The organism is Streptomyces sp. NBC_01267 (assembly GCF_036241575.1).
Classification (GTDB): Bacteria; Actinomycetota; Actinomycetes; order Streptomycetales; family Streptomycetaceae; genus Streptomyces.
In genome coordinates, this window is sequence record NZ_CP108455.1 from 4752580 (window position 1) to 4766682 (window position 14103).

The 14103-nt window shown below is 70.0% G+C and carries 12 protein-coding genes; 5 read left to right on the forward strand and 7 right to left on the reverse strand.

Annotated features, from left to right (window positions below; all coding sequences use genetic code 11):
• Positions 1–189 precede the first annotated feature (189 nt).
• Both groES and groL read left to right on the forward strand, forming a co-directional pair.
• Positions 190–498 (forward strand): co-chaperone GroES, encoded by a 309-nt coding sequence (gene groES / locus OG709_RS21950; RefSeq protein ID WP_030084405.1) that lies wholly within the window; start codon positions 190–192, stop codon positions 496–498.
• A gap of 114 nt (positions 499–612) precedes the next feature.
• Positions 613–2235, forward strand: coding sequence for a chaperonin GroEL (groL, locus tag OG709_RS21955; RefSeq protein ID WP_329167541.1), 1623 nt, complete (start codon positions 613–615; stop codon positions 2233–2235).
• 161 nt (positions 2236–2396) lie between these two features.
• Here the strand turns inward: groL and OG709_RS21960 are convergent, their stop codons facing one another.
• The 5 genes from OG709_RS21960 to OG709_RS21980 form a co-directional block, all read right to left on the reverse strand.
• Entirely contained in the window at positions 2397–3425 is a 1029-nt protein-coding gene (locus OG709_RS21960; RefSeq protein ID WP_329167543.1) for a hydroxyacid dehydrogenase, read from the reverse strand.
• Positions 3426–3478: 53 nt separating this feature from the next.
• On the reverse strand, positions 3479–4336 hold the full coding sequence (locus OG709_RS21965) for a carbohydrate ABC transporter permease (protein ID WP_250299379.1): 858 nt from the start codon (positions 4334–4336) through the stop codon (positions 3479–3481).
• The gene (locus OG709_RS21970) at positions 4333–5220 is read right to left on the reverse strand and encodes a carbohydrate ABC transporter permease (RefSeq protein ID WP_250299380.1); all 888 of its coding nucleotides are present in this window, start codon (positions 5218–5220) and stop codon (positions 4333–4335) included. Before OG709_RS21970 ends, OG709_RS21965 begins: the two co-directional genes overlap by 4 nt.
• Before the next feature lie 5 nt (positions 5221–5225).
• Positions 5226–6545: an ABC transporter substrate-binding protein gene (locus tag OG709_RS21975; RefSeq protein ID WP_250299382.1), complete on the reverse strand. Its 1320-nt coding sequence runs from the start codon at positions 6543–6545 to the stop codon at positions 5226–5228.
• 194 nt (positions 6546–6739) lie between these two features.
• On the reverse strand, positions 6740–7840 hold the full coding sequence (locus OG709_RS21980) for a substrate-binding domain-containing protein (RefSeq protein ID WP_250299383.1): 1101 nt from the start codon (positions 7838–7840) through the stop codon (positions 6740–6742).
• Positions 7841–8008: 168 nt separating this feature from the next.
• Between OG709_RS21980 and OG709_RS21985 the strand changes: the two genes are divergently transcribed.
• A complete protein-coding gene (locus OG709_RS21985; RefSeq protein ID WP_329167546.1) occupies positions 8009–10057 on the forward strand; it encodes a DUF2264 domain-containing protein in 2049 nt (682 codons plus the stop codon).
• Positions 10054–11592: a right-handed parallel beta-helix repeat-containing protein gene (locus OG709_RS21990; protein ID WP_329167548.1), complete on the forward strand. Its 1539-nt coding sequence runs from the start codon at positions 10054–10056 to the stop codon at positions 11590–11592. The genes OG709_RS21985 and OG709_RS21990 overlap by 4 nt, the downstream gene beginning before the upstream one ends.
• A gap of 44 nt (positions 11593–11636) precedes the next feature.
• Here the strand turns inward: OG709_RS21990 and OG709_RS21995 are convergent, their stop codons facing one another.
• Together OG709_RS21995 and OG709_RS22000 are read right to left on the reverse strand one after the other, a co-directional pair.
• A complete protein-coding gene (locus OG709_RS21995) occupies positions 11637–12410 on the reverse strand; it encodes an SDR family NAD(P)-dependent oxidoreductase (protein WP_329167550.1) in 774 nt (257 codons plus the stop codon).
• 40 nt (positions 12411–12450) lie between these two features.
• Positions 12451–13128 (reverse strand): MOSC domain-containing protein, encoded by a 678-nt coding sequence (locus OG709_RS22000; RefSeq protein WP_250299393.1) that lies wholly within the window; start codon positions 13126–13128, stop codon positions 12451–12453.
• A 79-nt stretch (positions 13129–13207) separates the two neighbouring features.
• On the opposite strand from OG709_RS22000, the gene OG709_RS22005 reads away from it, so the two are divergent.
• Positions 13208–14098 carry a LysR family transcriptional regulator gene (locus OG709_RS22005; protein ID WP_250299395.1) on the forward strand — a complete coding sequence of 297 codons (891 nt, stop codon included), beginning with the start codon at positions 13208–13210 and terminating at the stop codon, positions 14096–14098.
• Positions 14099–14103 lie beyond the last annotated feature (5 nt).

Genomic DNA, 14103 nt, shown 5'->3' on the forward strand with positions numbered 1-14103 from the left:
ACATCGACGGGCCGAATTGGCACTCCGCTTGACCGAGTGCTAACCGCCGTCCTAGTCTCAGTTCTGGCACTCCCCACGGGAGAGTGCCAAATATGGCGACGGGCCGGTCCGGCACCCGCGACGACGGATCCATCCGGTCGCCACCCAAACAGTTCACCCCGTGAGATCTCCGAAGGGGGAGACCGGATCGTGTCGACAACCAGCTCCAAGGTTGCCATTAAGCCGCTTGAGGACCGCATCGTGGTCCAGCCGCTCGACGCCGAGCAGACCACGGCCTCCGGCCTGGTCATTCCGGACACCGCCAAGGAGAAGCCCCAGGAGGGCGTCGTCCTGGCCGTGGGTCCGGGCCGCTTCGAGAACGGCGAGCGTCTTCCGCTCGACGTCAAGACCGGCGATGTCGTGCTGTACAGCAAGTACGGCGGCACCGAGGTGAAGTACAGCGGCGAGGAGTACCTCGTCCTCTCGGCTCGCGACGTTCTCGCGATCGTCGAGAAGTAATTCACCGACGTTTTTCTTGATCTGCGCCCCTGGCCCCCCACATCTGCTGTGTTCGCACACCGAGTGACGGGCACCAGGGGCGCAGTTCTTTTTTGAGAGGACTGAATCAGCTCCATGGCGAAGATCCTGAAGTTCGACGAGGACGCCCGTCGCGCCCTTGAGCGCGGCGTCAACAAGCTTGCCGACACGGTCAAGGTGACGATCGGCCCCAAGGGCCGCAACGTCGTCATCGACAAGAAGTTCGGCGCGCCCACCATCACCAACGACGGTGTCACGATCGCCCGCGAGGTCGAGCTCGACGACCCGTACGAGAACCTCGGCGCGCAGCTGGTGAAGGAGGTGGCGACCAAGACCAACGACATCGCGGGTGACGGCACCACCACCGCCACCGTGCTGGCCCAGGCGCTCGTCCGCGAGGGCCTGCGGAACGTCGCCGCCGGCGCTTCCCCCGCCTCGCTGAAGAAGGGCATCGACGCCGCGGTCAAGGCTGTGTCCGAGGAGCTCCTCGCGACCGCCCGTCCGATCGAGGACAAGTCCGACATCGCTGCCGTCGCCGCGCTCTCCGCGCAGGACAAGCAGGTCGGCGAGCTCATCGCCGAGGCGATGGACAAGGTCGGCAAGGACGGTGTCATCACCGTCGAGGAGTCCAACACCTTCGGTCTGGAGCTGGACTTCACCGAGGGCATGGCCTTCGACAAGGGCTACCTCTCGCCGTACATGGTGACCGACCAGGAGCGTATGGAGGCCGTCCTCGACGACCCGTACATCCTGATCCACCAGGGCAAGATCGGTTCGATCCAGGACCTGCTGCCGCTGCTGGAGAAGGTCATCCAGGCCGGTGGCTCCAAGCCGCTGCTGATCATCGCTGAGGACGTCGAGGGCGAGGCCCTGTCGACCCTGGTGGTCAACAAGATCCGTGGCACGTTCAACGCCGTCGCGGTCAAGGCCCCCGGCTTCGGCGACCGCCGCAAGGCGATGCTCGGCGACATGGCCACCCTCACCGGTGCCACGGTCATCGCCGAGGAGGTCGGCCTCAAGCTCGACCAGGCCGGTCTGGACGTGCTGGGCTCCGCCCGCCGCGTGACGATCACCAAGGACGACACCGTCATCGTCGACGGCGGTGGCAAGTCCGACGAGGTCGCCGGGCGCGTCAACCAGATCAAGGCCGAGATCGAGTCCACGGACTCCGACTGGGACCGCGAGAAGCTCCAGGAGCGCCTCGCGAAGCTGGCCGGCGGCGTGTGCGTGATCAAGGTCGGCGCCGCCACCGAGGTGGAGCTGAAGGAGAAGAAGCACCGTCTGGAGGACGCCATCTCCGCGACCCGCGCCGCGGTCGAGGAGGGCATCGTCTCCGGTGGTGGCTCCGCTCTGGTGCACGCCGTCAAGGTGCTCGAGGGCAACCTCGGCAAGACCGGCGACGAGGCCACCGGTGTCGCGGTCGTCCGCCGCGCCGCTGTCGAGCCGCTGCGCTGGATCGCCGAGAACGCCGGTCTTGAGGGCTACGTCATCACCGCGAAGGTTGCCGAGCTCGACAAGGGCCAGGGCTTCAACGCCGCGTCCGGCGAGTACGGCGACCTGGTGAAGGCCGGCGTCATCGACCCGGTCAAGGTCACCCGTTCCGCGCTGGAGAACGCCGCGTCCATCGCTTCGCTGCTGCTCACGACCGAGACCCTGGTCGTCGAGAAGCCGGCGGAGGAGGAGCCCGAGGTGGGCCACGGCCACGGCCACTCGCACTGAGGCTGAATCACCGCACGGCTGAGGCCCGGCACCCCTGCGAAGGGGTGCCGGGCCTCAGTGCTTTCCGCTTCCGGGCCGTTCGTACGGGTCCGGTTCCCGGATACCCGGCGCTCCCAGGTTGTCCGGGCACCGGGGTTGCCCAGGGCCTGTTTCCCGGCCGGTTACGCGGAGTGGTTCAGGTCCGACGGAAGCACCGGGTCCGCGAACTCCTGCCCGGACGCGTACCGTTCGAGCTCGTCCAGCGCCTGGTCCGCCATCCGGTACAGCTCCCCGCCGAGCGATCCCGCGACATGCGGCGTCAGCAGTACGTTCGGCAGGTCGTAGAGAGGCGATCCCGCGTACGGGGTCTCGGGATCCGTCACATCGAGCACGGCGTGCAGCCGCCCGCCCGCCAGCTCGGGCAGCAGCGCCGCCTCGTCGATCAGCGAGCCCCGCGCGGTGTTGATCAGCGTCGCCCCGTCCGGCATGGCCGCCAGCTGACGGGCGCCGATCATGTGCCGGGTGGCGGGGAGCTGCGGCGCGTGCACCGACACGATGTCGCTGCGGGTGCACAGTTCGTCCAGCGGGACCGCTTCCACTCCGAGCACGGCGGCCCCGGCCGCGTCGACGAACGGGTCGTACAGCAGGACCCGCAGGTCGAAGGGGCGCAGCAGCTCGATCACCCGGCGTCCGATGCGGGACGCGCCGATGATGCCGACGGTGCGGCGGTAGTTGCCCGCGCCTTCGAGTGCGTCCCGCCAGTCCTGGTCGCCGCGCATCGCGCGGTACCGGTGCGCGGACTGGAGCACCTGCTTGTTGGCGAAGAGGATCGCGGCGAGCGTGTACTCGGCGACGGGCAGGGCGTTGGCCGCGGCGGCCGAGGCGACGGTGATGCCGCGCTCCCAGCAGGCCTCGGTGATGTGGTGCTTGACCGAGCCCGCCGCGTGGACGACGGCCCGCAGCCTGGGCGCCGCGTCCAGGACCTGAGGGGTGAGCGGGGTCGCTCCCCAGCAGGTGAAGAGGACTTCGGCCTCGGCGAGGGCGGCGGCGACCTCGGGGGTGGGGTCGGCGAGGTCGTGGGCGACCAGTCGGCTGTCCGTACGGGCCAGGGCGGTGAGCCGGACGTGGTGGCGCTCGGTGAGCAGGCGCTCGGCGATGCCGGGAGCCATGGCGAGCAGGACGCCCGGCCGATTGTCAGTGGCGTGGTGCATGGTGGTCCCAGTGCTCCTTCTCGGGTGCTCCGGCGGGGGTCAAGAGGCGGGGGTCACTTGACACTTCCGGCTGTCAGGCCGGCCTTCCAGTGCCGCTGGAGGGAGACGAAGGCGACGATCAGGGGGATGACGGCGAGCAGGGACCCGGTGACGACGAGCGGATAGAAGCTCGGCTCGCCGTGGGTGTTGGTGTTCCAGGAGTACAGACCGAGGCTCAGCGGGAAGAGGTTCCGGTCCGAGAGCATCACCAGGGGGAGGAAGAAGTTGTTCCAGATCGCGGTGAACTGGAAGAGGAAGACGGTCACGAACCCCGGCATGACCATGGGAAGACCGATCGACCAGAAGGTGCGCAGCTCGCCCGCCCCGTCGATACGGGCGGCCTCCAGCGCCTCGTTCGGGATGTAACCGGCGCTGAAGACCCGGGCGAGATAGACGCCGAAGGGGTTGACCAGCACCGGGATCAGCACCGACCAGTAGGTGTTGACGATCCCGATCTTGCTGGCGAGCAGGTACATCGGCAGCGCGAGCGCGGTGGTGGGCACCAGCACGCCCAGCAGGACGAGGCCGAAGAGCTTCTCCTTGCCGCGGAATTCGTACTTGTCGAAGGCGTACCCGGCGGCGACACAGATCAGCGAGCAGACGACAGCGCCGACGCCCGCGTACAGCAGGCTGTTGCCGTACCAGCGGAAGTAGACGCCGTCCCCGTAGGAGGCCAGGTCGGACAGGTTCTGGCCGAGGTTGAAGCCCTTGAAGGAGAAGGCGTTCCCGGCGAGCAGGCCGCCGGTGTCCTTGGTGGAGGCGGTGACCAGCCAGATGAGGGGGAAGAGCATGTAGACGACGGCCAGGACGAGTGCGCCGTTGACCGCGGTCTTCGAGAGCCAGCGGTTCCTGTGCGCGGGGCGGGGGCTCATGCGTTCTTCCCCTTGCGGCCGGTGAAGCGGGTGACGAGGAACGACAGCAGCGCGGCGGCGAGCGCGAGGAGTACGGAGGCGGAGGCCGCGAGCCCGTAGTCGTTGCGGGAGAAGGCCGCGGTGTACGCGTACATGTTCGGTGTCCAGGTGGAGGAGACGGCTGACCCGGAGCCGCTGTTGAGGATCAGCGGCTCGGTGAACAGCTGGAGCGATCCGATGACGGTGAACAGCGCGACCATCACGACGGAGGCGCGGATCAGCGGGAGTTTGATGCTGAGGGCGGTGCGCCAGCCACCGGCGCCGTCCACCGTGGCCGCTTCGAGCACGGACCGGTCGATGGCCTGCAGCGCGGCGTAGAAGATCACCATGTTGTAGCCGAGCCACTCCCACAGCGCGATGTTGACGATGGAGGGGAGAGCACCCGAAGAGGAGAAGAAGTTGAATCCGATGCCGCCGGAGTGCATCGCGGAGACCACCGGGCTCAGTCCGGGTGTGTAGAGGTACACCCAGATCAGTGCGGCGATGATGCCGGGCACGGCGTGCGGCAGGAAGAGCGCCAGCTGGAAGAAGCGCTTGGCACGGGCCAGCGCGGAGTCCAGCAGCAGCGCCAGTGCGAGGGCCCCGCAGACCATCAGGGGGATGTAGATGACGCAGTATCCGAGGAGTACGCCGAAGCCCTCGCGGAAGGCCCGGTCACCCAGCGCCGCCGCGTAGTTGTCGAGACCGGAGAAGACGGACTCGGTGCCGCCGAACCCCAGTCCCGACTGCTTCTCGGTGAAGAGGCTGAGCCAGACCGCGTATCCGATCGGCACCAGCATCACAGCGGTGAACAGGACGTAGAAGGGGGTCAGCAGTATTGCGGCGGCGCGGGTGCGGGCCTTCATTCCGATCAGCCCTCGACCTTCAGGCCGCGCTTCTTCAGTTCCTTGACGGTCGCGTCATGGCCTGCCTTGACCGCGTCGGGGATCGTGGTGCCACCACTGGCCACCTTGCCGAACTCGTCCTTGATCGCGGTGTTCGTGGTGCCGGTCGCCGGGCCCCAGGTCCAGCCCTGCTTGATCGAGGCAGCCGCGGTGCCGAACAGCTGGTAGATGTCCTGGCCGCCGTAGAACGAGGCGTCGAAGGACTCCTTCGCGACGGGCAGCAGCTCCGTGGCGGCCGGGTAGGCGCTCGAAGTACCCGAGGAGATACGGGCCTTGACGCCCTCCTTGGTGGTCGACATCCACTTGGCGAACTCGACCGCGGCATCGACGTGCTTGCTGCCCTTGGTCACGGCCCAGGTGGAGCCGCCGAGCATGCCGCTGGCGGGCTTACCGTCCCAGGACGGCATCGGGGCGACGGCCCACTTGCCGCTCTGCTCGGGCAGCGTCGCCTTCATGACGCCCGCTCCCCAGGCGGCGCCGAGGTAGCCGATGGTGCCGCCGCTCTTCAGGGAATTGGTCCACTCCGGGCTGAACGACGCCTGCGAGCGGATCAGGTCGTCCTTGACCAGGCCCTGCCAGTAGTCGGAGACCTTGGTGGTGGCGGGATCGGTGGTGTTGATCTTCCAGGTGTCACCGTCGGCCTTGAACCACTGGGCCCCGGCCTGCCAGACCATGGCCTGGAAGGTGGTCGGGTCGTCCGGGAAGAAGGTGCCGATCCGGGCCTTCTTGTCGGCCTTCTTGATCTTCTCGGCGGCCTTGCGGAAGTCGTCCCAGGTCTTGGGGACTTCGACGCCGTACTTGGTGAAGAGGTCCTTGCGGTAGTAGAACGCCTGCGGCGACGCGTCGAAGGGGACGGCCCAGTTCTTGCCGCCGAGGGTGGTCTGCTCCACGGCCTGCGGCAGGAACTTCTTCTTGACGTCGTCGGTCATGTACGAGCTGATGTCCTGGAGCGCGCCCTGGCTGACGTACTCCGGCAGCTGCGGGTACTCGATGGAGACCAGGTCGGGGGCGTTGCCCGCCTTGACCGCGTTGGAGATCTTGGCGTAGCCGCCCGCGTTGCCGGACGGGATCTCCTCGAACTTCACGTGGATGTTCTTGTGCGAGGCGTTGAACGCGTCCACGGTCTCCTTGGAGCCCTTGGTCCAGCCCCAGTAGGTGATGTTCGCGGGCTTGCCGTCCGTGGCCTTCGCGGTGTCGTCGCCGCTGCCGCCGCAAGCCGTGAGGACGGCCAGGGCGGTGGCGGCGCCGGCTATGGAAAGGGACGTTCTGCTCCAACTGCGGCTCACAGCGAGACTCCTGAGCTAGCGGCGACATTGACGTTGGCCGTGATCCTTGGCCTCTCAATGACCGAAGTCAAGAGCGAAAGATTGAATGATCGAAAAAAGATCAGAGCGTTATCGGAATCCAGGGTCCGCCGGACGCGCTCCGGGGGCCTGCTACGGGCCGCCCACCAGCCTGCTACGGGCCGCCCGTCGGCCCCCTACGGGAGCGCGCCGGCCCCGCAGGAAGCCCGTACGTGGAGCCGGGGCAGCAGCGCCAGATGCCTGCCCGGCTCCAGCCCGCGCGGCTCCGTGCCCAGCCGCTCGACCAGCAGCCGGGTCCCGTGCCGCCCCACCTGGCGTTTGGGCGGAGCCACCGCGGTGAGCGGGGTGTCCGCCAGCGCGGCCACCTCGTCGTCGTAGGCCACCAGGGCCAGGTCCTCGGGCACCCGGACACCCAGCTCGGCCAGGCGCTGCACCAGGTGGATCGCGTCCACGTCGTTGTGCACCAGGGCCGCCGTCACCCCGCCCGACACGACGGCCTCCTGCACGGCCCGTACGGCCTCCTCGAAGCGCCCCCGGTCCAGCTCCGCGGGCACCGAGCCGATCACCGGGCGCGGCTGCTCCAGACCCAGCGCACCCAGCGCCTCGTCGTACCCGGCCCGTACGGCCAGCGCCGTCGGACTGTCGGCGCGCGCCACCAGCAGCGGCGCTCCGTGGCCGAGGCCGACCAGGTGGCGCACGGCCAGCAGCACCCCGTGCCGGTGGTCGGAGCAGACCCGGTCCAGATCGTCCAGGGCGCTGCCGGGCGCGGGCTCCCGCTCCAGCAGCACGGCGGGCACGGGCAGTTCGGCCATCCAGTCCCCGTACGCCGCCTGATCGCCCGCGCCCTGCCAGCCGGGCGCGATCAGCAGCCCCTCGGCGCCCGACGCGAGCAGCCCCTCCGTGCGGGCCCTGTCCTGCTCGGGGCGGTAGTCGGAGATCCGCAGGATCAGCCGGGCGCCCGCTTCGGCCGCCGCCTCGTGCGCGCCTCTGATCACTTCGGCGAAGTAGTACGTCGCCGAAGGGGCCAGCAGGCCGAGGACCGGCCCGCCGCTGCCCGCGGACGAGCCCGTCCCGCCCGCGGCTGCCGCCGACTGCGGCCAGGAGACCGACCCGTGGACCCGGTCGAGCAGCCCGCGCTCGGCCAGCGCCTCGACGTCCCGCCGCACCGTGACGGGGGAGACCCCGAGGCGGCCGGCGAGATCGGAGACCCGGGCCGAGCCCTGTTCCCGTACCAGTTCGAGCAGTCGGTCATGACGTTCGGCAGCGCTCTCGCGCACGGCGGCACTCCCCCTCGCGGTGTGGTGGCTCGCTCTCAAGGCGAGACCCTAATGCAATTTGATCGAACGATGGGAGTTTCGATCATTCGTCACTCTTCCATTGACGTTCGATCATTCCCGGGTTCAAGATTCCGGCGACGCCGCAGTCCGCCGCCTTCAGGGAGCATCATGCCCACGCCGACCCCGCACCCAGCGAGCCCGTACACCGGCTGGACCCGCGCGCACTGGGAGAAGGCGGCCGATGAACTCCTGCTGGCGGTACGGCCGTGGGCATCGCCCCGTCACGGCCTGATCAACCTCCCCGGCCTCCGCCCCAGTTGGTCGGGGACGCGTTCCGACGGCCTCGAAGGGTACGCCCGTACCTGGCTCCTCGCCGCGTTCCGGGTCGCCGGGGCGGAGGGCCGGGATCCGCACGGCTTCCTCCCCCGGTACGCCGAGGGCCTGGCGGCGGGCACCGCGCCCGGTCCGGCGGGTGCGCCGGGTACCGCATCGGGTCTGCTGGGGCCGGACTCCTGGCCGCAGATGGCCGGAACCCGGCAGGCCGTCGTCGAGTCCGCGTCCGTCGCGCTGGGCCTGCGCGTCACCCGCCCCTGGCTCTGGGACACCCTCGACGACCGCACCCGGCAGCAGGCCGTCGACTGGCTGCTGCCCGCTCTCGACCCGTCACCGGTGAACAACAACTGGTGGCTCTTCGGCCTCACCGTTGCCGGATTCCTCCAGGACGCGGGTATCGAGACCGACCGGGCCCGCCGGACGATCGGCCGCTCGCTGGAGCGCATCGAGGAATGGTGGCTCGGCGACGGCTGGTACAGCGACGGCCCCAACCGCTCCTTCGACCACTACAACGCCTGGGCGATGCACTTCTACCCGGTCCTGCACGCCCATCTCGCGGGCGACCGGGAACTCCTCGCCCGGTACGGGCCCCGGCTGCACGCCCATCTCGACGCGTACACGCGGATGTTCGGCGCAGACGGCGCACCCATGCCGTACGGCCGCTCGCTCACCTACCGGTTCGCCGCCGCGGCAGCACCCTGGCTCGGCGCGCTGACCGGCCACACCCCGCTCAGCCCTGGCGCCACCCGCCGCCTCGCCTCCGGCACCCTGCGCTACTTCCTGGACCCGGCCGCACCCGATGGCCGTACGCACGAGCGCGCGACCGACGAGCACGGGCTGCTCACGCTGGGCTGGCACGGTCCGTACGCGCCGATCATCCAGACGTACTCGGGCCCCGCGTCCCCCTACTGGGCGTCCAAGGGATTCCTCGGTCTGCTGATGCCCGCCGACCACCCGGTGTGGACGGCGGACGAGGAGCCGCTGCCGTCCGAAACGGCCGACACGGTCACCACCCTGGCCACGCCCCACCTGCTGATCCAGTCCACCGCCGCCGACGGACTCGTACGCCTCCACAACCACGGCAGCAACCACGTGGGCCAGGACGAGGACCCGGGCTACGCCCGCTACGCGTACTCCACCCGCACCGGCCCCACCAGTCCCGCCACTACCACCGGCCCCGCCACTACCACCGGCCCTGCCACCACCGACTCGGGCTCCACGGACGCGGCTGCCGCCGGTTCCGGCTCCGGCACCGATTCCGGTGCCGACGCCACCGAACACGCCCCGCGCGACAACCACTTCGCGCTCCTCACCGACGCAGGACCCACCGTCCGGGGCCCGGCCACCCCCCTGACCAGCGGCTCCGGCTGGGCCGCCTCCGTCACCACCCCGCTCCCCGGCGTACGGATCGTGTCCGCCACCCTCGCCCACGGCCGCGCCGAACTCCGCGCCCACCTGGTCCTCGGAGCCGAGCCGGGAACCCCCGTACGCCAGACCGGCTGGGCCACCACACCGGCCACACCCGTACCGGCCGCACCAGCCACCCCGACACCGGCCGCACCCACAGCACCGCCCGCCTCGCCCGGCACAGCCGCCACCGGCGCACTCACCGCCCAACTCCACCCCGTCCACGGCTACACCGGGACCCCACGGCAACTCGCCGCAGGTTCCACCCTGTTCGGCCCGCGCTCGGACGTCCTCGCGCTCGACGGCCGTACCACCGCACCCGCGTCGCTCTTCGTCAGCCTCGCGTCGCTCACCGCCGAGCCGGACCCCGCCCCCGCGGACACGCTCGCGGACATCCGCGTCAACGACCCCCGCACGATCCATGTGACCTGGCAGGACGGCACCACCGCCGTACTGCAACTCCCGGAGGAATCATGAGACATCGCCGTACGTACACCGCCCTGACCGCCGCGTCCCTCACCGCGCTCGCGGTCACCGGGCTCACCGCCCAGGCCCAGGCGGCGCCCCGGCCCGGCGCCACGTTCCACGTCGACTGCTCGGCCACCGCGGGCAGCCGGAGCGACGGCTCCGTCCGGCACCCCTGGACCACGCTCGACCAGGCCAACGCGCACACCTACGGCCCCGGCGACCGTCTCCTCTTCAAGCGGGGCGCGACCTGTACGGGTTCCCTCACCCCGAAGGGAGCGGGCTCGTCCCGCGCGTCCTTCACGATCGCCGACTACGGCACCGGCCGGGACCGTGCGGTGATCGACGGAGCGGGCACCCACGATGCCGTACTCCTCTCCAACACCCAGTACGTCCACCTGTCCGGGCTGGAGATCACCAACGCCGAGAACCCGGGCAGCGAGCGCAACGCAGTGCGGCTGCGGCTGACCGACTACGGCACCGCGCACGGCTTCGAGATCGACCACCTCTACATCCACGACGTGCGCGGTGGTGACTCCAAGACCCTCACCGGTTCCAGCGCCATCCACGTCGACGTCGAGGGCACCGCCAAGGCGAGCAACTACGACGGCCTGGACATCCACCACAACCGCATCGAGGACGTCGACCGGGAAGGCATCTACTTCAAGTCGACCTTCTCCAAGCGCGATCTGGTCGGCGAGCAGCAGGACCCGAACGTGTACCCGGGCGCCTGGACCCCGTCGACCCGTGTCCGGGTCGCCGACAACACGCTGAAGTCCATCGGCGGCGACGGCATGAAGCTGGACACCACCAGCGGCGCGGTCGTGGAGCGCAACCGTGTCGACGGCTTCCAGCTGCGCTCGCCCTCCGCCAACGCGGGCATCTGGACCTTCAACACCGACGACACGCTGATCCAGTACAACGAGGTCTCGGGCGGCGGGAACAGCCACGACGGCATGTCCTTCGACGCCGACGGCGCCTCCAGCCACACGGTCTTCCAGTACAACTACAGCCACGACAACAAGGGCGGCTTCCTGCTGGTCTGCCCCTACAGCGGCGCGAAGACCGTGGACACGGTCGCCCGTTACAACGTGAGCCACAACGACGGCACCCGGCTGCTGCAGAACTGCGCGGGACCGATCCTCAACACCCAGATCTACAACAACTCGTTCTCCAACAAGGAGACGATCCCCGGCTACCTGGTGCAGGACGACAACGGCAGCCCCGCCACCACGCAGCACGAGCAGTACATCCGCAACAACATCTTCGTGAGCGAGGGCACCGGCGGCTACGGCTTCAGCAACCCGACCGCAGGGCTCTCCTTCGACCACAACGCCTTCTACGGCATCGACATGACCCGCCCCAACCCGGGAGGCATCACCGCCGACCCGCTGCTGCGCGATGACTTCAAGCTGGCGAAGGGCTCGCCCGCCCTCGGCGCGGGGACGGTCGTGGCGGACAACGGAGGCAAGGACTACTTCGGCAACAAGCTGAAGCCGGGCGCCCCCAACATCGGCGCCTACGCGGGCCCCGGCACCGACCGGTAGCGGCCGGCGGGACCAACGGTCCCGCGGGACCGGGACGGTCGGTCCTACTGCGGCCCGTACTTGCGGCCTGTCTTGGAGGTGATCCCTCCGAGCAGGCCGCGCGGCGCCAGCTTCGCCGCACCCATCAGCGCCTTGTACCGCGGGTCCGGGATCGACAACGACTTGCCGCGCGCGAGATCCGTGAGCGCGGCAGCCACCAGCTTGTCCGCGTCCAGCCACATCCAGCCGGGGATGTTGTCCGTACCCATCCCGGCCCGCTCATGGAACTCGGTACGGACGAACCCCGGGCACAGCGCCATCAGCCGTACCCCCGAACCGGCCAGGTCCCGCGCCGCGCCCTGGGTGAACTGCACGACCCACGCCTTCGAAGCGCCGTACGTCCCGCGCGGCAGGAACGCCGCCACCGAGGCCACATTGACGACGCCGCCGCGCCCGCGGTCCCGCATCCCCGGAACCGCGGCCGAGGTCAGCCGCAGCACCGCCTCGCAGTGCACCTTCAGCATCATCAACTCGTCCGCCACGGAGACGTCGAGGAAGCGGCCCTTGTTGCCGAACCCGGCGTTGTTGACCAGCAGATCGATGGCGTTCCGCGGGTCCGAGAGACGCTCCTCGACGGAGGAGATCCCGTCCTCGATGGCCAGATCCGCGGTCAGCACCTCGGCCTCGATGCCGTGCAGATCGTGCAGTTCGGTCGCCTGACGCCGGAGCCGTTCGGTATCGCGCGCCACCAGGACGAGGTTGTGCCCGTCCGTGGCCAGACGCCGTGCGAAGGCGGCTCCGATTCCCGCTGTGGCGCCCGTGATCAGTGCTGTTGTCATGGGCGGAACGTTAGACGGTCCCGTAGACGGCGAGCGGCCTTCACTGCCCCGCTACCCCGTACTTGGCGGTGTATGCACGCGCCTCCCGGAGCAGCCCGGACTCCATCCACTCCGCTGCCACCAGCGTGCCCGGCAGCAGCTCGCGTTCGACGGTCGCCGCCCGGAACAGCAGCGCGACGGTGATGTCGTGGTCCGGCCGGTGCACGACCTCGATCGGGTCGCCCGCGGTGAACGCACCCGGCTCGATCACCCGCAGCAGCGCCCCGGGCGCCCCGGCCCGGGTGAACCGCTTGACCCACCCCGGCTCGCCGACGTGATTCTGGAACGTACGGCAGGGGATGCGCCCGCCGGTGACTTCGAGCACCACCTCGGGCCCCACCCGCCACCGCTCCCCGATCAGGGCGCCGGTCACATCGACCCCGCCGGTGGTGAGGTTCTCGGCGAACGCGCCGTCGGCCAGCGGGCGCCCCAACTCCCGCTCCCAGGCGTCGAGGTCCTCGCGCGCGAAGGCGTACACCGCCCGGTCGTCGCCGCCGTGGAACCGCAGGTCGCAGACCGAGTCGCCCTCGACCCCACCGGCGCCGACCCCTGGCGGCCCCGGCGAGAACACCCGTACGGGCCCTTCGACCGGCCGCTTGTCCACCCCGGTCATCCCGCCCACGGCATCCGTGTACGCGGCGGACCGGGCCTTCCCCACATTCACCGACAGAAGCTTCATGGAGAAAGGCTAGAGGCTCACCATCAAAGCCACTACACGATTATCCGCACCCTCCCCAAGAACCCCTTATGCTCGAATCATGATCGAGGCCCGTCACCTCCGTGTCCTGCGCGCCGTCGCCACCACCGGCTCCTTCTCCGCCGCCGCGCGGGAACTGGGCTGCACCCAGCCCGCGGTCAGTCAGCAGATGAAGGCGCTGGAGGCCTCGTCGGGTACGACGCTGCTGATCCGTACGGGCCGCGAAATGCGCCTGACCCAGGCCGGTGAGGCCCTGGTGCGCCACGCGGCGGGCATCCTCGCCGGGCTGACCGCCGCGGAGGAGGAGGTCGCCGCCATCGCCGGACTGCGCGCGGGCCGCGTACGGCTGGTGTCGTTCCCCAGCGGCAGCTCGACGCTGGTGCCCACGGCCCTGGCCGCGCTGCGCGCCGCACACCCGGGTACCCGGGTCTCCCTGGTCGAGGCGGAGCCACCGCGCTCGGTCGACCTGCTGCGCGACGGCGACTGCGACGTCGCACTCGCCTTCCGCTACGGGCCCGCCACGGACGAGTGGGACGACCTGGTCGTGCGCCCGCTGCTCACCGACCGCATGGTCGGACTGGTCCCGGAGGGGCACCGGCTGGCCGATGCGGACACGATCACCGTCGGCGATCTCGCCGAGGAGTCCTGGATCGCGGGCTGCCCGCGGTGCCGCCGCCAGCTGGTGGAGGTCTGCGAGGGCGCCGGCTTCACGCCCCGCATCGACTTCGCGACCGACGACTATCCGGCGGTGATCGGCCTGGTCGGCGCGGGCCTCGGGGTCGCGGTGCTGCCGGAACTGGCGATCGAGTCGGTGCGTCCGAAGGGCGCCAGGACGGTGTCGGTGGAACCGGCCGTACAGCGCGAGATCGTCGCGCTGACCCTGCCCGACCTGGCACAGGTGCCCGCGGTGGCGGCGACCCTGGACCGGCTCGCCCAGGCCGCCACCCGCTGAGCCGA